This window comes from Burkholderia sp. AU45388 (assembly GCF_030481585.1).
Lineage (GTDB): Bacteria > Pseudomonadota > Gammaproteobacteria > Burkholderiales > Burkholderiaceae > Burkholderia > Burkholderia sola.
The window spans coordinates 31,260-50,721 of sequence record NZ_JAUJPV010000028.1; the positions used below are offsets into that span (position 1 = coordinate 31,260).

Consider the following 19,462-nt stretch of genomic DNA (forward strand, 5'->3'; position numbering starts at 1 on the left):
ATTAATGACGAACCGGTCGTTCGGCAAAATATCACTGCATAAAAATATCGTCCTCCAATTTGGAGTTCAAATTCATTGTTGAAAAATGGAGTAGATATCGTGAAATCGTTATCAATGAAAGTGACAGCACTCTCGCTTGTCGTGTTTCTGGCATCGTGCGGTGGCGACGATACTGCGTCGCCCCAACCGCAAGCCGCTACCACCGTGATGGTTTATATGCTCGGCTCCGATCTTGAGAGTGGTCGTGGAAACGACGAGGCGGGTAGAAATGCTACGAAGAACCTCGAAGAGATGTTGAAGGCAACCCTGCCGCCCAATGCCAATATCGTGATCGAAACCGGCGGTGCGAATGTCGTCAACGACCCCACTCGCCTCGTGCCGAACTGGATCAATGTAAAGCGCCATGTCATCGCCAACGGCAAGCTTCAGCAGGTCGCGGATCTGGGCAAGGTCGACATGGGGGCGCCGTCAACCCTGTCCGACTTCATTGCATGGACGAAAAGCAAGTACCCGGCCGGCAATTACAAGCTGCTGTTGTGGGATCACGGGGGCGGCTGGACGGGATATGGTGGCGATGAGAATTTCAACGGGTCGCAGATGACATTGCCGAATTTGTCGAAGGCGATTGCGGACGGCGAGAAAGCGGCGAATATTCGCTTTGATCTGATCGGCTTCGACGCATGCCTGATGGCGACGGTTGAAGTCGCGAGCGCACTGAGCCCATATGCCGACTATCTTTTGGCGTCGCAGGAACTCGAACCCGGCAGCGGCTGGAACTGGACTACTGTCGTGGCCTCTGCGACGCAAGACGCACGTACGTTTGGGAAGTCGGTTGCCGATTCGTACATCGAAAAGCAGGACGGCGAGAGGGAATTCAGTACGCTGTCATTGATCGATCTGAGCAAGATCGCCAACGTTCAGACTACGCTCGAATCATGGACGGGAACCGTGCTCTCGGCGATTTCCGGTTCGGATGACAGTTGGGCCCGGGTGGCCTGGATGCGGGCGACCTCGCTGGGCTTTGGCGGCAATGGTAGCGGCACCGACAGTAACCCCTCCCTCGATCTGGTCGATCTGAAACAATTCTCTCGGAACATCGCCGACAAGGTTCAGGGTTCCGTAGCGCTGGCCAATGCGATCAGTCAGGCGGTAGTATATAGCAACACCAGTGCGAATTACAGTAGCGCGTCTGGCCTGTCTGTCTACTTTCCGTCTCGATCGTTCATATCTGGCGCAACACAGTCGCAATATCAGGCGATAGATTTTTCGCCCAAGTACCGCGATTTCACGAGCAAATATATTGCCGCGATCGCGTCCAAGCCGCATATCAGCGATATCAATGCAGTTGTCAGGGGAGGGGCGATTACCGGGAGCGTCTCCAGTGACGCCGGGATTCTTTCCCTCGACAATCTTCTCTTTTCCAATGTCGGAACTGATGGTACGGCCACACTGGTAGGCAGCATCCCCCTGCGCGAGATAAGTGGATTCAGCGCATCGCAGTCGTTCAATGTGCCGCTGTCGGGCGACTGGCCCACGCTCGATGGCTACCCGGTGATTCTCGGCTATCTCTATGCTGACGATAACAATAAATACTGGGGTGTTCCCATCGAGCTGAACGGAGAGCTGACCTATCTCCTGTATCAACTCAACGACGATCCTGCCGATGCGGCGCCGCAGTGGACTGCGGTGGGCACGACATCCTCGCTCTCGGATCGCGTACCTCGACTGATGCCGTTACCCGCCGCGGAAGACAAGGTGCGCATCCTTGCCGTAAAGCTCGACACGACGACAGGGAGGGCGACCGATCTCGTTCCGGCGACGCCCGTGTTCAGCCTGGCGAATTTCGATCTCCAGTTGGCCCCCGTGCACGGAAGTTTGAGCCAGGCATTGATGGCGACCGATTCGACATGGAATGTCAAGCTTACGGACATTTATCCGCGCAACCCCTGAGCTGAAAAGTGTGGTGTGGCCCGCCGTAAGCCAAATGGTAGAGGCGGGCCACGTGCCTTAAGCGAATCCATGTATCCGCCATTGATGTGTAGCAGGGTATCTCTGTGCCACGGCTGCTGGGGTGTTCAAACGCAAATAGTATTTGCTTTTGGACGCGCAAAGTTTTTGTGACGGGTATCAGACTCCGACACGACCCCGCTTCACGTATCTGTCACGTCTCGCGCGGTTCCTATGGTGAATTGGTAGCGCACAAATGGCGTTATTGACAAGTTTGATGGTGAATCATTCATTGTCTGAATCTTGAGTCCTTTAATGTGTACGGGTGAATAGGTGCTACGCATGATGAACATTCTGTACACCAACTTCCACGGCGATTACGGCGGCGGCCAGGACACATACGTCCGCGATCTCGCCGTCGCGATGAGCGGCCGTCACCGCGTGACCGTGGCGTCGCCGGAAGGCAGCCGCCTGTCGCGATTGCTGAAGGACAGTCCCGACGTGGCGATCTTCGACATGGAATTCAAGCCGCGCTGGAACCGGCTGTGCCGGGAGATTCTCAGGCTGCGCCAGCGGATCGCCGCCGAGCGCTTCGACGTGATCCACGTGAATGGGTCCGCCGATCACCGGCAGGTGATGCTCGCGCTGCTCGGCTGCCGGTATCGGCCGGCGGTCGTGCTGACCAAGCACAACACCTATCGCGCCGACAGCTTGGGCAACCTGCTGCGCGCCCGGCTGGCCACCGACCACACAATCGCGGTCAGCGACTACGTTGCCAGCATGCTCGCGCTGCGCTCGCCGTACGGCAACGTCACCGTCGTCAAGCACGGCGTGCGTCGGCCGGCTGCCGAACGACTCGCGGCCGACGAGATCCGCCGCCGCAAGATCGCGCTGTTCGGCGCGGCCGGCGCGGATGCGATCGTGCTGGGCAGCAGCGCCGGCACCGCGCCCGAAAAAGGCTGGATGGACCTGATCGCCGCGCTCGGCCGCCTGCCCGAAGCCGAGCGCGAGCGGTTTCGCGTGCTGCTGGTCGGCGCGGAGCCGTCCGGCCAGCAGCGCGAGCAACTCACGCGGCACGGCATGGCGTCGCGCACTGCGTTCACCGGGCGGCTCGACGATGTGCGAGCGCCGTTCTCGATCATCGACGTGTCGTTCGTGCTGTCGTACCACGAGAGCCTGTCGTATGCGTGCCGCGAAGCGATGTCGCTCGGCTGCCCGGCGATCGTGACGCGCGTGGGCGGGCTGCCCGAGAACGTCGAACCGGGCGTGGACGGCTGGGTCGTCCCGCCGCGCGAGCCCGCGGCGATCGAAGCGATCCTGCGCGCGATCGTGCAGGAACCCGGCTGCGTCCGTGCGATGGGGCGCAGCGCGCGGCTGAAAGGCAAGCGCGAATTCTCGTTTGACGCGTTCATCGACGCGACCTTGTCCGTTTATCACAAATCGATTCGGCACAACCCCTACCGCTGGGTGACTTCATTGAGATCTACGAAATGGCAGTGAATATCTGGAAGAAGTGCCGGGACCTGCGCCACAAGGAGCCGCTGGCCTACCGGAATGCCGCACCGATCACCGCGCGGTGGGCCGCCAGTGCCGATTTTACTGAGGTCGGAGACTTCAAGACCATGCGGATTTTCCGCAAGGCCGCGTAATCCCGCCTTCCTGCGATCCGCCGATGCTTGCGCTCACCCCACGTTATCCGATCCTGACGTATCACCAGATCCGCCAACTGCCGCCGACGACCGACCGGCTGCGCAGCCTGAGCGTCGCGCCCGACGCATTCCGCCGCCAGATGGCGCTGTTCAAGCGGCTCGGCTACCGTGGCCTGAGCGTGCGCGAACTACAGCCATACCTGCGCGGAGAGCGGCAGGGCAAGGTCTTCGGAATTTCGTTCGACGACGGCTTTCGCAACGTGCTCACGCATGCGATGCCCGTGCTCGACGCGCTCGGGTTCACCGCGACCTGCTACTTCGTCGCCGGCCGGTTCGGCGGCGAGAACGACTGGGATGCTGGCGCGCCGACCAAGCGCTCACCGCTGATGACCTGTGAGGACATGCTCGCGTGGCGCGATCACGGCCATGAAATCGGCTCGCATACGCTCGATCACGTTGCGCTGTCGTATGTGCCGACACCTGTCTCGGCATTTCAATTGACCGAATCGAAGCGGCAACTCGAAATGCTGAGCGGCCAATGCGTCGAATCGTTCTGCTATCCGTACGGCGATCTCGATGCGCGCGTGCGCGATGAGGTCATCGCTGCCGGTTACGGCAACGCGACGACGACCCGGCGCGGATGCGCCGGTGCGAACGACGATCCGTTTTTGTTGCCGCGGATTCCGGTCGCGGGCGGGGTCGGGGCTACGAGGCTGTGGTTCAAGTGTGTGCGGGTATCGCTAGGTCAGGGCGCAAAGTTTCTGTCGCGTCGAGAAGAGAGGTGGCCGCGCAAATTCGGACAGTCGGGTGAGTGGAATGGCCGGGCCTGAGCCAGCGATAATGCAGGCAAAGGAACCGGAAAGATGACGAAAAGAACCCGCCGGACGCACTCAGCGGTGTTCAAAGCGAAAATGACCCTGGCGGCGGTCAAGGGCGAGCGCACGCTGACCGAACTGGCGCAGCAGTTCGATGTGCACCCGAACCAGATCACGGAGTAGAAGCGGCAACTGCAGGAGCGTGCGGCGGACATGTTCGGCGCGGCAGCTCCACCGTCGAACGAGCCGCCGGTGGACGTGAAAACGCTGCGCGCGAAGATCGGACATTTGACGCTGGAGAACAATTTTTTGTCAGGAGCGCTCAGCAAAGCCGGACTGCTGAGCGCAAAGCGATGATTGACCGTACGCATGCGCTGCCGGCGACGTCCCCCCATTTTCAGTAGCGCCCGACTTTAGAATCCGGGGTTGATGTCTCTGTTTTTGCCGCCAGTTGGCGAGCGTAGGTCGCAGGCGTCAGACCGCCCAGCGATTTCTTCGGCCGCAGCCAGTGAGCGAGGCGGACCAGTTGCTGATGTGGCGGATCGACGAACTGCACATGGAGTTTCCGTTTGCCGGAGCGTTCTTGTAGACACGGGGCATGGAGTGGCAGGAGGATAATTTTGGCGGAGGCACGCCGTTTGACCGTTAGTTGTGTATGCAGATTACCCCCTCTCTGAAAGCTCAGCAGCCGAGGATGGTCGAAGTTGCTTGCAGGCAGACGGGCGCGCACGCGCGCGCGCTGATTTCGGGGTGCGGCTCTGACGCGCCCCGAAATCTTTTGTCGCGCCGTTAGCGGTGCGGCGGCCAGCGGCCGCCGTACCGCTTACGGCCTGCCGGTGGAAAGCGCATGCAGCCCGTGGGGGGTTCCTGCCAAGCGGGCGGAGCCCGCGTGACACCGCGGCATTGCCGCGGGTTGATATGGGGTATAGGTAGAGATAGGTTCTGACTAAGCCCCGACACTTAACGGCCAGCCGTCCCGACAGTTAAATGCACTTATCCACAGTTGCGAACGGCCAGGCGGCGACACGGCGTCAGAATCCAGGCCAAAAACCAGCGAATGAGACACAAAATGCCGGCAGAAGACGGCACGACGACGGATCCGCGCAAGCGCCATCCTCGCGGTAGCGATAGATAGGAGGAAACCGTTTGGACCCTAGGCGGGTGGGGCGAGCTGGTTACGCGCGACCCGGAAACACCGGTCGCGATCCCAGTCCGGATAGATATCTTTGAGTTCGCCGGCGCGGATCATGATCGCGCGCTCGAGATCGGCACGACGATCGCCGTCGGAGCGCGTGCTCCGAGCCGCAGCCTTAGCCTGAGCAGCCGCCAGTTTGTCGGTGAGCAGCGTGCGCAGCTGGCCGGCACTGGCATGGGCCTTCCGCTCGCGTTTGCGCGCGGCATTGCGTCGGCGCTGCGCACGCAGGTGGGCACGTGTGCGCTCATGGCGCAGCCATTTGCCCAGGCCGAATTGTTCGAACAGTGCAGGCGTCACGTAGCGAATGGCCGCAAGCCCACGATAGCGCGGCCCTTCGTCGCCGACCGCTACCTCGCACTGCGGCCGGCTCTTCACCAGCCGTGCGGTGACCAGGTCGCGCAGCGCGCGCTCGGCACGGCGCACCGAGAGACCCGCCTGCTCGGCCAGGTAGGGCAGGGTGAAATCCACCCAGCCGCTCTGCGCCGGCACTGCAATACGCAACGTCGAGACGTCACAAAATTTGACAAGCGCTCGCACCAGCTGCACGCAGGCTATACGGCGCTCGCTGCGCTGCTGGCGGCGGCTTCCATTGGCAGCGTTCAGGGCCGGCAACCAGGCCTGCGGCGTTTCAAGATATCGGCCGAGGCGCAACTTCAACTCGCGCAGCAGCCGGGGGCTGTTCGCCGGCGCCGGACACGGAATATCCGCCGGCCAAACGCGCGCGGGCAGCGCCGCGCGTCGACTGGGGGCGTGCGTAGGCGCAGCCATCCAGTCGTCGCTGGCGGCCGGACAGGTCGGATTCGTCGGGGCGTGCGCCAAATTCGGCGACGTGCCGGGAATCAGCCGAGTCATGAGCTGGTTCAGTCCGTACCCGATACCCTTGAATTTTGGATATCCGGGTCAGCGCCAACCGCTACCACGGAGGGGAGCGGCAGCGCCGTTGCATCTGTTTTCAATGCCTCACCGACAATACGGCCAATGTTGTTCTGGATCATCATCTGATGTGCTGATTCGTTAAATTGCTGTCACATAGATGACGCTTGACAGGGAACGCTTCTGTTCTAGAATCCGAACTTTCTGATGTGACGCCTGCGACGCTGAAGGTCCCTGTCGTACGTCATCTTGGTCGCGCCCCGAGTGCAATCGGGGCGTTTTTTTGGCTGGCCTATTCAGTTCTCCATATTCGTTAGCGATACACAACATTCCCAAATAATCTCTTTCAGTCCAGCGGAACTGCGAGATTCCATAACCAGTTGCACTCACAACCAGTTCGCCGGTCTATCCTCATCGGTATAGGGCGGTTCTTCATCGAACATCGGGGGCGGCTCATCGACGACCGGAGGTTCGGCGAACAGCGGAGTCGGATCCGGTTCCGTTTCGGGCGCCTTAACCGCCCCGCGCGTTCTGTTTTCGGACTCGCGCGCAGCCGCAGGCCCCGGTACCGCTACGGCATCGGTGGCCGGTGCCGACGCGAGCGGCCGCGGTTGCCGTTGGGCCTTGCGCGCCGCGTCGAAGGCGGTCAAGGGAAGCGGGGGCATCACTTCTGTCCCCGGCCGCCAGATCCAAGAATCCAGCTCCGACTCCGCGATAAGCGTGTCGAGCTCGGACTGGTAGCCGGACGACACATCGGCCGGTACAACATAGAGCGCCGTACCGCGCTCGGCGTCGGTCAACAACGCCGTGGCGATTGGATGCTTCGCGGTCTGGTTGTAGCGCAGGCACTTCTGGTAACGACGGGTGGCCAAAGCCTTCAGCAGTGCGTTGTCGGCGAGCGATTCGAACGGGATCCACGATTCGTTGGTCAGCATCATCGACACCTCCTGGACGGTGGCGATACCGGCCGCTGACAGGCTCGCGGTGGCGATGACCACGAGGTGGGCGCCTTCCGTGGCCGCCCAGATATCGAGTTCCGACGCGAAGACCTTCTCGATCCGCTTCTTGGTCTTCTCGTCGACCATCAGGCCATAGTCGGGGAGATGCTTGATGACCAGCTTGAAGCCAAAGCGAGCGGTCGCGATTTCCTTGAGCTCACCGATCACCAGCACGAAGTGCGGCTTCCCGGACTCGGAAACAGAAATCCGGGCGAGATGCTCCGTGCGTCGCTGGGCGATGCGATCCTTCTGGTCGCCGACGAACATCTCGGGGACGTACAGCATGTCCTCGAGGCTCATCTTCTTCGCGTTCTTGCCCGCGGCGGCCAACAGCACATATTTGCGGATCACCGACCAGTTCCGCTTGCCGGTCATGGCCGGCGACCAGCGATTCAGGCCGGCCTGTTCCCAGAGGTAGTGCAGCAAACCCCGCAAAGTCAGCTTCTTGCCATCCGTCTTGATGCTGTCAGGCTCATCGCCAGAGGGCTCCGGCATCTCCCGCGCCGCGCCTTTCGCCAACGCGAAGCCGAACTTGAGTGTGACCTCTCCGGACTCCGGATCCTCGACGATGGCCGATCCCTCTACATCGCCGTAACCGCTCAGGCCGGGCGGGGTTTCGTACGAATCGCAGCCGAGCTTGTGCTTCGCGCCGGTACCGGGCATACGCTTGACCTGATACCGCCCCTCGAAACGTGCGATGTACATCGGAATCGGCGGGGTCGAGCATAGGCAGAGCGGACGTGTCTTCGCCTCGTGCGCAGCTGGCAGTTTCGCAAGGAAACTATTGCTTCCCGCCTCGTATTCCTGCCCGTCCAATTCAAAGTTCTGCATGCCAGATCTCCTGGTTTAGACGGTGGCCGACCGTTTGGCCGAGCTCCGCGAGGGCGCCTTGGGTGACCGGGGCGCGGCCTGCCTCACGTCGAGACCGCGCGCGCGGGCCTCGATCAGCAGCTGGACGACTTCCACGGCCTCATCGGCTGTCATGTCGCCTGCGATCGCGGCCGACACGATGCTGTGCGCGGTTACGGGTTTGCCACTTCGAAACACCTGATCGGTCATGGGGTAGCTCCGGTATGGGGATAGGGCAGCTCAATCGCTGTCAGGCGGGACGTCGCCGAAAACGGTGCCGAGCGCGATCGCACCGAGCAGTTCACGGGCGTAGGCGATCGACGGTATGGCGTCTCCGAAATAGGCATCGACGCCATACGGGTTCGTACACCACAGACCTTCGTCGCTGACGAAGTCGAACCAGTGGCCGTCGACGTCGACCGATTTGCCCGCGGCCAGCGCCTGGACGAAGGCTTCGGGCGTTGGTAGATCCAGCGCCGGCCAATCGCCGGCTTCGATTGCCGCCTTCGTTTTGGCACGCCGCTCGTCGGCCGCCTTCTCTCGCGCCAGCTCGCTCTCGGCTTCAGCCAAGGCCTCCGCCAGTTCAGCCTCGGCGCTGGCCTGGTCGACCTGCGCCCAGTTGACGGCACTTTCGAACGCGTCTCGCAACACGGGCACGTCGGCGAGCAGCGGCGAACAACGGAGATCGTCGGCACCGACCAGGACAAGGTCTCGGCCAAGATCGCTCGCCCCATAGCGTGCCCGTTTCAGGAGTGCGTCCCACGCTTCGGATCCTTCATCGGTGGTGCAGATCGCCATCGCGTAGTCGACACGAGCCTGCAGCGCGCGCTCGAAAGTAATCGGCACGTCGGGATTGCTCAGACCGATGACCGTCGCCACGACCGGTCCAGCAGGAAGTTTCGAATTCATGGTGATCTCCCTGGTTACCAGACGAATCCAGCGCCTACGCCGGCGGCCACGGTGCCGCGCGTATCGGTCGAACCGTTCGCCTTCAGAATCCAGTGGCCGGCATACGTTGAAATGCCGAGCGCCATGGCGGACTGCCCGCCGTACGTCCCGCCCCCGATGGCCACCATGCTCTTTCCGGGCGCCGGCGCCTGGGGCAGACTGGCGATCGCGACAGCCGCGGCGATGCCACCGTTGGCGTCACGTCGGTCGTGTTCGATGCGGTTGCTCAGATTCGTCACCGAGTCGTTCAGCTGCTGGACGTTGACGGCATCGGTCGGAGCCGTTCCGACCGAGACATTGGTCAGTGTTCGCGTCATACCAGTGGCCGCGTTGCCGATCGACACCGAATCGTCGCGATCGGCCACTGAGCCGGCGCCAAGCGCCACGGCATTGGCGCCAGTTGCGTCCGCAGCACTGCCGACCGCGATCGAGCTGCTGCCTTGCGCAACGGCACCCACACCGAGTGCGGCACTGCGATCGCCCGCAGCCATCGCATTGCTGCCGATCGCCGTCGCATCCGCGCCGGTTGCGACGGATCCGGCACCGGTGCTGTTAAACGCGGCATATTTGAGGCTGCCCTGACCGGGCTCGGGGAGACTCTGACTTAACCTCGACGGGAGGATCGCGCCAAGCCGGGAAGAAAGTGCGTCGATCGCGCTGGTATTCGCGGCGACGTTTGCATTCGTCGCAAAGAGCTGCGCGCCGTTGACCGCATCCGCGCTGGTTGCTGACAACAAGCCGGGCGCGAGGTTATGGATGGTGACAGCCGCCCCGGCTCCGAGCCCTCCAAGCGTCACGCTGAGCTTCGTGGGATCGTCGTAAGACAGCGCGTTGCCGGCGATCGTATTGACCGTACCGATAACCTGGTTCAACTGGCCGACATTGACCGCGTCGGTGGTGTTCACACCCGCTGCCACGCCCGAGATGCGGCGCGCGCCAGCCAGGCCGCTGACGTCGATGTCGGTCCCGCCAGTAGTGGCGCCGATCGTAATGGCGCCGGCGCTCGAGCCGCCGCGTTGTTGCACGAGCCCGACGGTACCCGTTGCGAGCTGGCCAGCCAGGGCGGAGACGCTCTGGTTCGTCGCATACAGTTGCCGTCCCGAGACCGCGTCGGTGCTGTTCGCCGTCAAGGCCGCATCGGCGACGTTGGTCAAGGTGACGGGCGCACCTGCCGTGCCTAAAGTGACGCGCGTATGCGAGGCATCGTCGTAGACGACCGCGCTCGCGCCGAGCGCCCCGGCCTGAGACGCCACGCCCTGCAGCTGCTGGAGGTTGACCGCATCGGTGGCGTCAGTGCCTGCAGCTACGCCCTTGACCTGGCGCGCGCCGGCGGTGCCGGCGATGTCAAGCGCCGTACCTCCGGTGCTGGCGCCGATCGTGATCGTGCTGGTGCCAGAACCGCCGGCCTGCTGCACCAGGCCAATCGTGCCGGCCGCCAGTCCCGACTGCAGCGCGGCAAGCGTCGCCCCACCGTTGGCGACGCTGGAGGACAACGACGACACGGCGAAGCCAGTCGACGTCGACAGCGTTGCGATCGAGGCCGCGTAGGTGCTGATCGCCTGGTTGGCGGTGTAGAGCTGCCGACCAGACACCGCGTCCGTGCTGGTGGCCGTCAGTGCCGCGTCTGCGACGTTAGTGAGCAGGACGGGCGATCCTGCGGAAGCGCCGAGCGTGACGCGCGAATGCATCGGGTCATCATAGGAGACTGCGCCGGCGCCCACGGCACCCATAGCGGCCGTTACGCCCTGCAGTTGCTGGAGGTTGACTGCGTCGGTGGCGTTCGTGCCGGCGGCTACGCCCTTGATCTGCCGCGCGCCCGCAGTTCCGCCAACGTCGAGCGCGGTGCCGCCGGCGCTGGCGCCGATCGTAATCGTGCCGGTACCGGCACCGCCGGACTGCTGAACCAGCCCGACTGTCCCGTTCGCAAGACTGGACGCGAGGGCTGATACGCCGGCGTTGGCCGACGACAAGCCGGTCGAGAGGGAAGAAAGCGCCGTGGTCGTGCTAGTCGACAGGCTCGCGATCGAGACGACGTTGCTGGCGATGCCCGTGGAAAGCGAGGACGCTGCCGCCAGCGTTGACGTCGATAGGGCAGCGATCGCGCCGACGTTTGCGTTCGTCGCCTGCTGGGCAGCATAGAGCTGCCGCCCCGTCACAGCGTCGGTGCTGCTCGCGTTCAACGAGGCGTCCGCGAGGTTGGTGAGGGTCACGGGCGAACTTGATGCACCGAGCGTGACGCGGGTATGCGACGCGTCGTCATAGCTAACTGCGCTCGCGCCGATCGCGCCCGTCTGGCCCGCCAAGCTCTGCAGCTGCTGCAGGTCGACCGCGTCGGTAGCGTCTGTGCCTGCAGCCACACCCTTGACCTGCCGCGCGCCCGCGTCGCCGGCGACGTTGAGCACCGTACCGCCGGTACTGGCGCCGATCGTGATCGCGCCCGTGCCGGCACCGCCCGCTTGCTGAACCAGACCAACGGTCCCTGCAGCCAGACCGGACTGCATTGCCGAGAGTGTCGCGCCGTCGTCAGCCAGGCCAGTCGAAAGAGACGAGATCGATCGGCTTGTCGTAGTCGACAACGTCGCAATCGCGCTGACCGTGCCTGTCGACAGACTTCCGATCGTTTGAGCGGTCGACGTCGACAGTGACGAGAACCCTGCAGCCGTGCTCGTCGACAAGCTCCCGACCGTCGTGCCGACGTCGGACAGCCCAGTTGAGAGCGAACCAAAGCCTGATGCCGTACTGCTCGACAGACTCGTGATGCTGCCCGTGTTGCTTGCCAGGCCGGTTGACAGCGACGTGGCCGACTGCGCAATACCGGTCGACAAGCTGGCCAACGCCGTACCGGCGCCGGCCACGCTGGTTGAGAGCGAACCTACGCTTGAGGCTGCGCTGCTCGACAAGCTCGTGACGTTGGCCGTGTTGCTCGAGAGCCCTGTCGATAGCGACGACAAAGATTGTGAGGCGGTGGTGGACAGCGTAGCGAGTCCGGAGGAGACGGCGGCAACTCCTGTGGCATTGTTGGCGATCGCAGTCGACAGCGACGTCACGGACTGACTCGTCGACGTCGAGAGACTTCCAACTGCCTGTCCCATTTGATAGAGCTCGGATCCGTTGACGGCGTCGAGACTTGATGCACTAACGGCGCCGGCGGCGACATTAGTCAGTTGCCTCGGACTTTGCGGCGCACCGAAACTCACCACCCCGTTGGACGTTGATCCCGCCACCGAGTAGTTCTCACCAGCAATACCGAAGCTACTAAGCGGGTGTGCGGCGCCGGTCGTGGATCCCGATCCGATTGCGACATCCTGAGAATTGTTCGCGACGGCGCCGGTTCCGATCGCGACGGAACCATTGCCCGCAGCAGTGGCGGCGGAACCCATTGCCGTTGCATTCGTACCGGCCGCCGTCGTATTGCCGACCGCTACCGCATTCGTCTGCGCGGTGCTGGACGTCCCGAGCACGATCGAATCGGCTCCGGCCGCCGTCGACGCGTAACCAAAGCTCAACGAGCGCGGCCCGGCAGAGGTAACCGCCGTGCCGATCGCAACGGAATAATCGCCAGAGGCAACGGCACCATTACCATCTGAAAGCGCACCGTCTCCAGACGTCTGAGCATGCACTGGACCAGCCATCGATGCGATCGCCGCGGCGATCGCGATCGATAAACCGCTTGGTGTAGGGCGTTTCGAAAATTTCATTACAATCCCCGCTTAACAACGAGTGCCCGGTCTACGGGACGTTTACGCCTGCGCTCGCGCAGGACCTGGAGCCCTCTGTTCCTGTCCTCCGCCAAGATTCCGGGAACAGAGGGGGTTTCTTTCGGCAACATCGCCATCGATCTGACGGCCCTGCCTTTGGTGAATCTCAAGCACGGCACCCTCGAAGGCGTCGCGCAGCATTGGGATATCGGCAATCAGAGGAGGACATTCCCCGTCGTGGTCGCTAGCGCACGCTCGAGCGAGTGCTATCGCGTGTTGCCGAGCGGTATGGAGGTAGGTGAACCACGCTGGCGAACCGGGGTCTGTCGTACAGACCGCATAGGCGTACTGGATACGCGCCTCGAGCGCCCGCGAGAAACGAGAAAGGACGGCCGTCATCGCGACGCCTCCGACTGCGACAGCAGTGCAGCAGCAATCACCGGAAAAGTCCGCTGCATCGGCGGATAGCAGATCTGGTTTATTGCACAGCCTTGATAAGTCACGGTGAGGCCGAACATGTCGCGAGCATTGACCGGCACGCGCAACGTCACTTCGCGCTCGAACACCTCAACCGAACGCCCTAAGCTTGGATCAGCGACGACCTTGCCGGCGCCATGCTGAATTGCGCCGAGGTGCGCCCGGCCGTCATCACTCGCGACCCGGAAGCGATCGCCGTAGAGTCGGTAGCCGTCGGCGATCGCAAAATGTAGGACGACAGCGCCACGCTCTTCGGTCATGCGAACGCGGAACGCTTGATCTGGCGTGAGAAATTGTTGTGCGTGTGCCTGGCGAGCGAGGACACCACTCACTATGCAGGCAAGCAGCGCCACCGACACGGCCACGACGAAACGGCGCAGAACGCGCGTTCGAACAGTCATCGTGCACCTCGCTGCTTCCACGCCAATTCAGCTCGGGCGAGACCATGCAAGACCGGCAGCGCCAGTAAGCTCCAGAAGTACAGCGTTGCGCCGGCCACCATCCCGTCGAAACACAAGTCGAAAGCCGATTCCGCCAATCCGGCCGCCGGGGAATCGAAGTTCCAGACGATCAAGATCATCAACAGCGTGCAAATCAGATAGACACACATGCCGAAACTGTGCAACCCGCGTTGCGCACGACGTAGCGCGCTCCACGTTCCGCGTCGAGCGCACGTCGAACGGAAAGCCGGCGAGAACAGTAGCCCCGTAACGAACGTGGCAATGAACACGGGCTCCGTGCTATTCCAGAATCCGAGCGCATCGAGGTAAGTAATGGGCGCGATCAGCAACCAGGTAACGAGCGCCAACACGGCGAGCATGATTCGCACATGTCGACGATGAACGGTGGGGGGAAGGGTACGCGTATGCATACGGCTTTCTCCTTTACATGCCACGTATTTGTCGGATTCCATCGTGGTGTTCAGTTCGCAGGCCCACTGACCAGATAGCGCAGGGCGTCCTGACTGCCTATCGCCGCGGCTCGACGCATGAGTTGCATGCCGATTTCGTGATCCGTATCGGTCGCCGCCGTGGTGTGGCCGGAACCCGTGTGCTTTTGAAGGCGCATGCGAGCAACCAGGTACATCGCTGTCGGTTCGCCAGCGTCCGACTCTGCCTGGAGCAAGTCCGGATAGTCGCGACTGAAATGAACGGCAAGCCATGTACCGGCGGAACGATTTCCGCCTTTCAGCGCGGCCTCCATCGCAGGTCGCATGTCGAGGTACTCACGTGCGCGCGCCCAGGACTGCAAGGGCCCGTTTGTGCCGGTGATGGAAAACAGGCAAGCCGCCGCTGCAAGCGCGACTGCCACGCCCTTCAACATGCGTTGGGCAGAGGGATCCGGATTGGTCAGGATCAACGTGCCTTCTGGCCATGTGATCGAGGCTGCAGCTTGCCGCCGCTCGATGGAAGATGCGCGATATCGATTCATTGCGGGTGCCTCTACAGAAACGCGAGAGTGGAGAAAAAGACCAGCCGGCAAGCCGGCTGGCGTCAAAGGAAGTGCGAAATGGGTATACACACTTCCGGGGATCAATTCGGTGGTGGCACTTACTGGCCGATGCCTCCCTTGGCCACGTCGGTGGTCTCGGCAAACGTGTATTTCTTGACGACGCCGCTGTCGTCGAACAGCACGGTCAACGTCTTCTTCCGCACGTCAGCGCCATGTGCAAACGCACCGACGATCGGCACGAAGTTGATCGCGTGCGGCGTGGCGTGCGCGAGCTCGTAGGTCCAGATCTCGAGCCCGGAATCGGTGAACGTGGTCTTGTTCGGTGAACCGAAGGCATCCTGAACGTCCTGTTTCGTGCTCTTGCCCTGCTGTATCTGGGTCTGAACGCTTGCCTGAGTGGCCGATTCGAGGTGTTCGTTGCCAGTGGTGGCGCACCCTACAAGCATCGCTGCGGCCGACAAGCCGGCGATCAGGAGCGTGTTCTTCGTGAATTTCATGGTCTTCCTCTTGGTGTGATCAACAGTCAAAAAAGGGCGATGATTAGTTGCTGGCCTAATACAAGCGGCCGGATCGCTCTGCCTCACATACAGCGCGATACCAGTCGTCCATGTGGCGCCTGACCTGCAGCTCCACGTAGCTGATGTACGGTCGCCACCAGGCGTAGAACAGCGAAGCGACGAGGCCTCCGAACGCGTACATCGGCAGCGACGCGCGCGGCTCGACGGTGATCGGGTAATCCAACTGGAATCGGTTGGCGATCAGTTGCCACCATACGAACAACGCCGGTGCCCATGCCAACCAGCACAGTGCGAGCCACTGCGCGACGTAACGCGCTGCCCAATCCGCTTCGATTCGCAGAAGTCGCGGACTGGTCCACAGCCGACGGCGAACGTGTCGACGTTCGGCGAGATAGAGCCGCGTGAAATGCGGAACGGGTTGCACACGTCGGGGGCGATTGAAAATAGACATGGCGACCCCTATCGCTCGATCGAAAGCTGGTGGTCGTGTGATCGGTCCGCGCGTTCAGCTTCGTGGTCGCGCTCCTTGACCTGGTGCAGCGTGCTGTCCGGCGAATACTGAATCGCGACCTGCTCGCCGACCTCGACGTCGCGGGACAGACGATCGCGTGGATAGACGATGCCAACGGTCTGGCCGATCTTGACCAGCGAGTGGTGCGTCGAGTTGGCGAGCACCTCACCGCGGTAGTGGCGCTCCAACTGCTGCGCATCGCGCAGAATCAGGTTGTGGTGATCGCCGGCCAGGCCGATCGCCCGTCGCGAAACATCGTCCGGCACGTCGCCCTCCGGTAGCTGCCCGCGATGGATCTGTTCAGAAAGGTTGGCGCGCTCGATTTCGCTGCGGGGAACCGTGCTGATCGAGGTCCGCGATTCGAGGTGGTGGTAGGCCGCGTCGAGCTCAGGGAAGAGGGCGAGCGCCTGGTCACGACCCAGCGTGTCGAATGCGCGGCCGCGCTCCGCATCTCGCGCGTGATCAACGGTACGCCGGCGCGGCGCACGTGCCGTGTCGACCTCGACCTCCGCCTTTGCGGGTTCGGGTTGGTGAGTGGGCGCCAGCGCTTGCCGCTCGCGCGCCGGCTCGATTCCACCCGGATCCACGACGACGACACGACCATTCACGACACCCAGATTGTCGAGCCCCTGATCACCCCAGTGGTATCCGCGCTGACGAAGCGCGTCGGCCATCCGCGCGACGTCGGCCGGCGTCACGCCTCGCATATCCGCGCGGGGCATGATTTCGTATCGCAGATTGCCTTCGGTGCCGCTCGCCACGGGCTGCAAGACCTCAGGAATTTTCGGCCGAACGGCAAGCTCGCCGGTACCGAGCCGCACCACATGCCGGTCGTCGGCCGCCAGCACGACCGAGGACGCGCCGGCGTCCACCGGTGTCAGGTGGGTCATCCCGTGCGAGCGCAGCGTGGCCTCGAGCGCGGGCAGGTGGCGCGACGCGGCGATTTCCTCGGCGACCGGATCGGGGAAGCGGCCACCGAGGTTCGGCACATCTCGCGTCATCGACCGGAGGACGTCGCGCAAGCCGCGCTCCGGTGCGGGCCGCTCGTTGGCGGGCGCTCCGTGGATCAGCGCTTGTGCAGCCCCATCCTGGACGCGTAGCGCCTGCTCACGACGCAACGCGATGTCGGCTATCTCCGGCGCCGGCGCGCCTCGCTCTGTACGAGCGTCACGTATGTCATCGAGCATCTGAAGGTGATTGGCGATCTCGTCACGCGTCATCGGACGCTCGCGCTCACGCACGATCGAGGCCGCGGCCGCTTGCGGTTCGCGCCATTCACCCTGATGCAGTTCGTTGCGATATACCTCGCGGTGATGCCGATCGACGATCAGGATTCGATCCACCGCCTTCTCGCGCTCGAGCAACGCGACCGTTTCCAGCATGCCGGCATACGGCTGGTCGTGCTGCTCGGGATTGACCACCCGTCCCACGCCCGTCATCGCGATCTCGCGCTCTGTACGCATCTGCGCACGCGTGAGCGACATGTCGGCGGGCATGGCCACGCCCCGAACTTCCAGCGTGTAACCGCGCTCCTTGAGCCGCCGCGCCAGATTGCGCAGGCTATTGGGGTTGCGCATCGTGCCGTCGACCACAAGATCACGGCGCGCTTCAGACGCGGCCGTGGTTAGCCGGCCCGCCCACCGGCCGGCGTCGGCATGCGTCAGATCGGCCGCGTGTTGCGGATCCTCGCGAAGAAGCCGGCTGTACTGCGGCAGGTTCTCCCTCATGCGATCGGCATCGATCAAAACGGCACCACCGCGCTCGTTGAGTTCCCCCATCGCCTGACGCGCGAGGGCCGTCTTGCCGGCACCGGGCTGGCCGCCGATGAGGATCGCATTCGGCTCGGCCTGCTCGCGGCTACCGTCGATCGCCTCGCGCTCCACGCGCGCATACGCGCGCTGCATCACGACGTCCGGAATAGTGTCCATGATGGGCTCCGGAGTCAGGCGCGACCGATATTCAGTCGGCGGACACGCAGGCCGTAGACGTCCAGCGCACGAGCGATCTCGGCCGCATCATCCGGATGCAGCGCATCGCGAGCAGCAACCAGAGTCTTGCGTTCCGCGTCCGCTATAGCGATGCACTGCGCGTTCGGCTCGCTGCGCGACTCCTCTTCAGCGATGACGGCGACATAGTGGGCAATCAGCTGCCCGATCGTCTGGCAGGCGACTTCGTAATCGACATGAGGCATCGTGTTCTCCTTTCAAAATGTAGGCTTGCGCGCATGCGTGCCGGGTCAAACACCTGGGTAAGGCTTCGATTCATTCCATAGCCGCGTCCACGCGGCGCGCACGGCTGCCGCAACCGTGGCGTGGTGCCAGATGACGAGGACGTTTTCTGCGTTGTGGTTGGCGCCGGCCTGCGTGTAGTTCATCGAGCCGGTCTGTGCCGTGTCGCTGTCAGCGACGATGAACTTGTCGTGCATAAGCGGTACGGCCATGTCGATGCGAACCGGTATTCCGGCCGCGACGAGATCCGCGAGCTTCGAACCACGGCCATCGAGCTGGGAGCGGTCGAGGACGACACGGACCTGCACGCCGGCGTGGGCGCGCTCGATCAGGTGGGTAACGATGCGACGATTGGTGAGCTCGTAAGCGGCGACGTCGAGCTCCGACTGTGCGCTGTCGATCACGCTCAGCACGAGGGCCTCGGCCTGGCCATCGGGCGAAGTGGCGAACTGCACGGACGCGCGGTCCCCAGCGCCTGCGCTTTCTGAATGTGAAGTGGTTTCGGCCGGGTGCTTCAGTGAGCTCGCAATATGTCCAACAGACGATGACAGATTGCCCAAATCGGGTGTCGGCCCGTCGTGCAGCACGTAGTAGCCGACACCGGCGGCGATCGCGAGGAAGAGGAGAAACTTCATGCCGGCCTCCCGACGTGGGAGGTGTGGCCGTCCGCCGAATAGGAGCGGGCGCAGGCATCGTCACCGTGCGGCGAGGCGCAGGCAGCAAGAAGCAGGGCAGGAAACGTGAGCGCGGCCAGACGCACTCGGCTCACCGTCGAGATCGCGCAAATTAAAGACGTAAATGAATTGACGCCACGACGAATTACGTCATCAAGGATTAACTTGCCAGTACGCGAAATCAGGCGTAACGTCAATACTAATTGCGTACGGGGACGCTTATCATGGACTATGTACTTGCGAATTTCATGGCAGTAATGGCGGCCGTGATTTTCTCGGTTTTCACGTCGTTTATTGCGTCGCGCAGTGGCCGATTGATTTACCGGAAAATCATGTGGGGCTACCTGGCCACGCTGCTGATTGCGGCCATCGTGGTTACGGTCATGCAGCTGCCGTTTGCCATTTTGGCATTCGGCTCTCTCTTTTCCTGCATCTTCGGCGTGTTCGTCCAATTGGGCATTGCGGTAAAACTCGGTCACCTCGCCATGACTGACAGGTCGGGCGGTGGATATGGCGACAATTTCGCTAAGTCGCGTAGCTTTGTCGACGACTACACCAATAGCTGGAAGCAGTCCTACCACGGTCCGAATGATTCTCTGCGAAATTGGTGACAGTGAGTTCTTCATATTC

The 19,462-nt window shown here is 62.7% G+C and carries 20 protein-coding genes and 1 pseudogene; 6 read left to right on the forward strand and 15 right to left on the reverse strand.

Annotated elements, in window-relative coordinates; all coding sequences use genetic code 11:
- Positions 1 to 114 precede the first annotated feature (114 nt).
- The 5 genes and pseudogenes from QZM72_RS31215 to QZM72_RS31235 all read left to right on the forward strand — a co-directional run.
- On the forward strand, positions 115 to 1,950 hold the full coding sequence (locus QZM72_RS31215) for a clostripain-related cysteine peptidase (protein WP_301739994.1): 1,836 nt from the start codon (positions 115 to 117) through the stop codon (positions 1,948 to 1,950).
- A 342-nt stretch (positions 1,951 to 2,292) separates the two neighbouring features.
- Positions 2,293 to 3,447, forward strand: coding sequence for a glycosyltransferase (locus QZM72_RS31220; RefSeq protein ID WP_301740069.1), 1,155 nt, complete (start codon positions 2,293 to 2,295; stop codon positions 3,445 to 3,447).
- A complete protein-coding gene (locus QZM72_RS31225) occupies positions 3,444 to 3,596 on the forward strand; it encodes a hypothetical protein (RefSeq protein ID WP_301739995.1) in 153 nt (50 codons plus the stop codon). The genes QZM72_RS31220 and QZM72_RS31225 overlap by 4 nt, the downstream gene beginning before the upstream one ends.
- A gap of 23 nt (positions 3,597 to 3,619) precedes the next feature.
- Positions 3,620 to 4,426, forward strand: a complete 807-nt coding sequence (locus QZM72_RS31230; protein WP_367620046.1) for a polysaccharide deacetylase family protein — start codon at positions 3,620 to 3,622, stop codon at positions 4,424 to 4,426.
- 33 nt (positions 4,427 to 4,459) lie between these two features.
- Positions 4,460 to 4,797: pseudogene (locus QZM72_RS31235) on the forward strand (transposase); the annotation flags it as partial.
- Between the two features lie 11 nt (positions 4,798 to 4,808).
- Here the strand turns inward: QZM72_RS31235 and QZM72_RS31240 are convergent.
- From QZM72_RS31240 to QZM72_RS31310, 15 genes are all read right to left on the reverse strand, one after another.
- Positions 4,809 to 4,967, reverse strand: coding sequence for a hypothetical protein (locus tag QZM72_RS31240; protein ID WP_301739997.1), 159 nt, complete (start codon positions 4,965 to 4,967; stop codon positions 4,809 to 4,811).
- 597 nt (positions 4,968 to 5,564) lie between these two features.
- The gene (locus QZM72_RS31245; RefSeq protein WP_301739998.1) at positions 5,565 to 6,458 is read right to left on the reverse strand and encodes a Crp/Fnr family transcriptional regulator; all 894 of its coding nucleotides are present in this window, start codon (positions 6,456 to 6,458) and stop codon (positions 5,565 to 5,567) included.
- An 8-nt stretch (positions 6,459 to 6,466) separates the two neighbouring features.
- Complete coding sequence (locus QZM72_RS31250) at positions 6,467 to 6,604, reverse strand: hypothetical protein (RefSeq protein WP_301739999.1); 138 nt, start codon at positions 6,602 to 6,604, stop codon at positions 6,467 to 6,469.
- A 261-nt stretch (positions 6,605 to 6,865) separates the two neighbouring features.
- Complete coding sequence (locus tag QZM72_RS31255) at positions 6,866 to 8,308, reverse strand: DUF1173 domain-containing protein (RefSeq protein ID WP_301740000.1); 1,443 nt, start codon at positions 8,306 to 8,308, stop codon at positions 6,866 to 6,868.
- Positions 8,309 to 8,323: 15 nt separating this feature from the next.
- Positions 8,324 to 8,536, reverse strand: a complete 213-nt coding sequence (locus QZM72_RS31260) for a hypothetical protein (RefSeq protein WP_301740001.1) — start codon at positions 8,534 to 8,536, stop codon at positions 8,324 to 8,326.
- Between the two features lie 30 nt (positions 8,537 to 8,566).
- On the reverse strand, positions 8,567 to 9,235 hold the full coding sequence (locus tag QZM72_RS31265; protein ID WP_301740002.1) for a hypothetical protein: 669 nt from the start codon (positions 9,233 to 9,235) through the stop codon (positions 8,567 to 8,569).
- Positions 9,236 to 9,249: 14 nt separating this feature from the next.
- Positions 9,250 to 12,972 carry a YadA-like family protein gene (locus tag QZM72_RS31270; protein ID WP_301740003.1) on the reverse strand — a complete coding sequence of 1,241 codons (3,723 nt, stop codon included), beginning with the start codon at positions 12,970 to 12,972 and terminating at the stop codon, positions 9,250 to 9,252.
- Positions 12,973 to 13,367: 395 nt separating this feature from the next.
- On the reverse strand, positions 13,368 to 13,850 hold the full coding sequence (locus QZM72_RS31275) for a protein-disulfide reductase DsbD N-terminal domain-containing protein (protein ID WP_301740004.1): 483 nt from the start codon (positions 13,848 to 13,850) through the stop codon (positions 13,368 to 13,370).
- Positions 13,847 to 14,320 (reverse strand): hypothetical protein, encoded by a 474-nt coding sequence (locus QZM72_RS31280; RefSeq protein WP_301740005.1) that lies wholly within the window; start codon positions 14,318 to 14,320, stop codon positions 13,847 to 13,849. The genes QZM72_RS31275 and QZM72_RS31280 overlap by 4 nt, the downstream gene beginning before the upstream one ends.
- 50 nt (positions 14,321 to 14,370) lie before the next feature.
- Positions 14,371 to 14,880, reverse strand: a complete 510-nt coding sequence (locus QZM72_RS31285) for a hypothetical protein (protein ID WP_301740006.1) — start codon at positions 14,878 to 14,880, stop codon at positions 14,371 to 14,373.
- 119 nt (positions 14,881 to 14,999) lie between these two features.
- The gene (gene bamE / locus QZM72_RS31290; RefSeq protein ID WP_301740007.1) at positions 15,000 to 15,398 is read right to left on the reverse strand and encodes an outer membrane protein assembly factor BamE; all 399 of its coding nucleotides are present in this window, start codon (positions 15,396 to 15,398) and stop codon (positions 15,000 to 15,002) included.
- A gap of 55 nt (positions 15,399 to 15,453) precedes the next feature.
- Positions 15,454 to 15,870 (reverse strand): hypothetical protein, encoded by a 417-nt coding sequence (locus QZM72_RS31295; protein WP_301740008.1) that lies wholly within the window; start codon positions 15,868 to 15,870, stop codon positions 15,454 to 15,456.
- An 8-nt stretch (positions 15,871 to 15,878) separates the two neighbouring features.
- Positions 15,879 to 17,858 (reverse strand): zeta toxin family protein, encoded by a 1,980-nt coding sequence (locus QZM72_RS31300; RefSeq protein ID WP_301740009.1) that lies wholly within the window; start codon positions 17,856 to 17,858, stop codon positions 15,879 to 15,881.
- 14 nt (positions 17,859 to 17,872) lie between these two features.
- Complete coding sequence (locus QZM72_RS31305; protein ID WP_301740010.1) at positions 17,873 to 18,121, reverse strand: hypothetical protein; 249 nt, start codon at positions 18,119 to 18,121, stop codon at positions 17,873 to 17,875.
- 45 nt (positions 18,122 to 18,166) lie between these two features.
- Positions 18,167 to 18,793 carry a phospholipase D family protein gene (locus tag QZM72_RS31310; RefSeq protein ID WP_301740011.1) on the reverse strand — a complete coding sequence of 209 codons (627 nt, stop codon included), beginning with the start codon at positions 18,791 to 18,793 and terminating at the stop codon, positions 18,167 to 18,169.
- 263 nt (positions 18,794 to 19,056) lie between these two features.
- Between QZM72_RS31310 and QZM72_RS31315 the strand changes: the two genes are divergently transcribed.
- The gene (locus QZM72_RS31315) at positions 19,057 to 19,443 is read left to right on the forward strand and encodes a hypothetical protein (RefSeq protein ID WP_301740012.1); all 387 of its coding nucleotides are present in this window, start codon (positions 19,057 to 19,059) and stop codon (positions 19,441 to 19,443) included.
- Positions 19,444 to 19,462 lie beyond the last annotated feature (19 nt).

Excerpts from the sequence above, each read along its gene's own strand:
- QZM72_RS31215 (WP_301739994.1), top strand. The coding sequence starts at position 115 with ATGAAAGTGACAGCACTCTCGCTTGTCGTGTTTCTGGCATCGTGCGGT.
- QZM72_RS31220 (WP_301740069.1), top strand. The coding sequence starts at position 2,293 with ATGAACATTCTGTACACCAACTTCCACGGCGATTACGGCGGCGGCCAG.
- QZM72_RS31230 (WP_367620046.1), top strand. The coding sequence starts at position 3,620 with ATGCTTGCGCTCACCCCACGTTATCCGATCCTGACGTATCACCAGATC.
- QZM72_RS31245 (WP_301739998.1), bottom strand. The coding sequence starts at position 6,458 with ATGACTCGGCTGATTCCCGGCACGTCGCCGAATTTGGCGCACGCCCCG.
- QZM72_RS31250 (WP_301739999.1), bottom strand. The coding sequence starts at position 6,604 with ATGATGATCCAGAACAACATTGGCCGTATTGTCGGTGAGGCATTGAAA.
- QZM72_RS31255 (WP_301740000.1), bottom strand. The coding sequence starts at position 8,308 with ATGCAGAACTTTGAATTGGACGGGCAGGAATACGAGGCGGGAAGCAAT.
- QZM72_RS31260 (WP_301740001.1), bottom strand. The coding sequence starts at position 8,536 with ATGACCGATCAGGTGTTTCGAAGTGGCAAACCCGTAACCGCGCACAGC.
- QZM72_RS31265 (WP_301740002.1), bottom strand. The coding sequence starts at position 9,235 with ATGAATTCGAAACTTCCTGCTGGACCGGTCGTGGCGACGGTCATCGGT.
- QZM72_RS31270 (WP_301740003.1), bottom strand. The coding sequence starts at position 12,972 with ATGAAATTTTCGAAACGCCCTACACCAAGCGGTTTATCGATCGCGATC.
- QZM72_RS31275 (WP_301740004.1), bottom strand. The coding sequence starts at position 13,850 with ATGACTGTTCGAACGCGCGTTCTGCGCCGTTTCGTCGTGGCCGTGTCG.
- QZM72_RS31280 (WP_301740005.1), bottom strand. The coding sequence starts at position 14,320 with ATGCATACGCGTACCCTTCCCCCCACCGTTCATCGTCGACATGTGCGA.
- QZM72_RS31285 (WP_301740006.1), bottom strand. The coding sequence starts at position 14,880 with ATGAATCGATATCGCGCATCTTCCATCGAGCGGCGGCAAGCTGCAGCC.
- bamE (WP_301740007.1), bottom strand. The coding sequence starts at position 15,398 with ATGAAATTCACGAAGAACACGCTCCTGATCGCCGGCTTGTCGGCCGCA.
- QZM72_RS31295 (WP_301740008.1), bottom strand. The coding sequence starts at position 15,870 with ATGTCTATTTTCAATCGCCCCCGACGTGTGCAACCCGTTCCGCATTTC.
- QZM72_RS31300 (WP_301740009.1), bottom strand. The coding sequence starts at position 17,858 with ATGGACACTATTCCGGACGTCGTGATGCAGCGCGCGTATGCGCGCGTG.
- QZM72_RS31305 (WP_301740010.1), bottom strand. The coding sequence starts at position 18,121 with ATGCCTCATGTCGATTACGAAGTCGCCTGCCAGACGATCGGGCAGCTG.
- QZM72_RS31310 (WP_301740011.1), bottom strand. The coding sequence starts at position 18,793 with ATGAAGTTTCTCCTCTTCCTCGCGATCGCCGCCGGTGTCGGCTACTAC.
- QZM72_RS31315 (WP_301740012.1), top strand. The coding sequence starts at position 19,057 with ATGGACTATGTACTTGCGAATTTCATGGCAGTAATGGCGGCCGTGATT.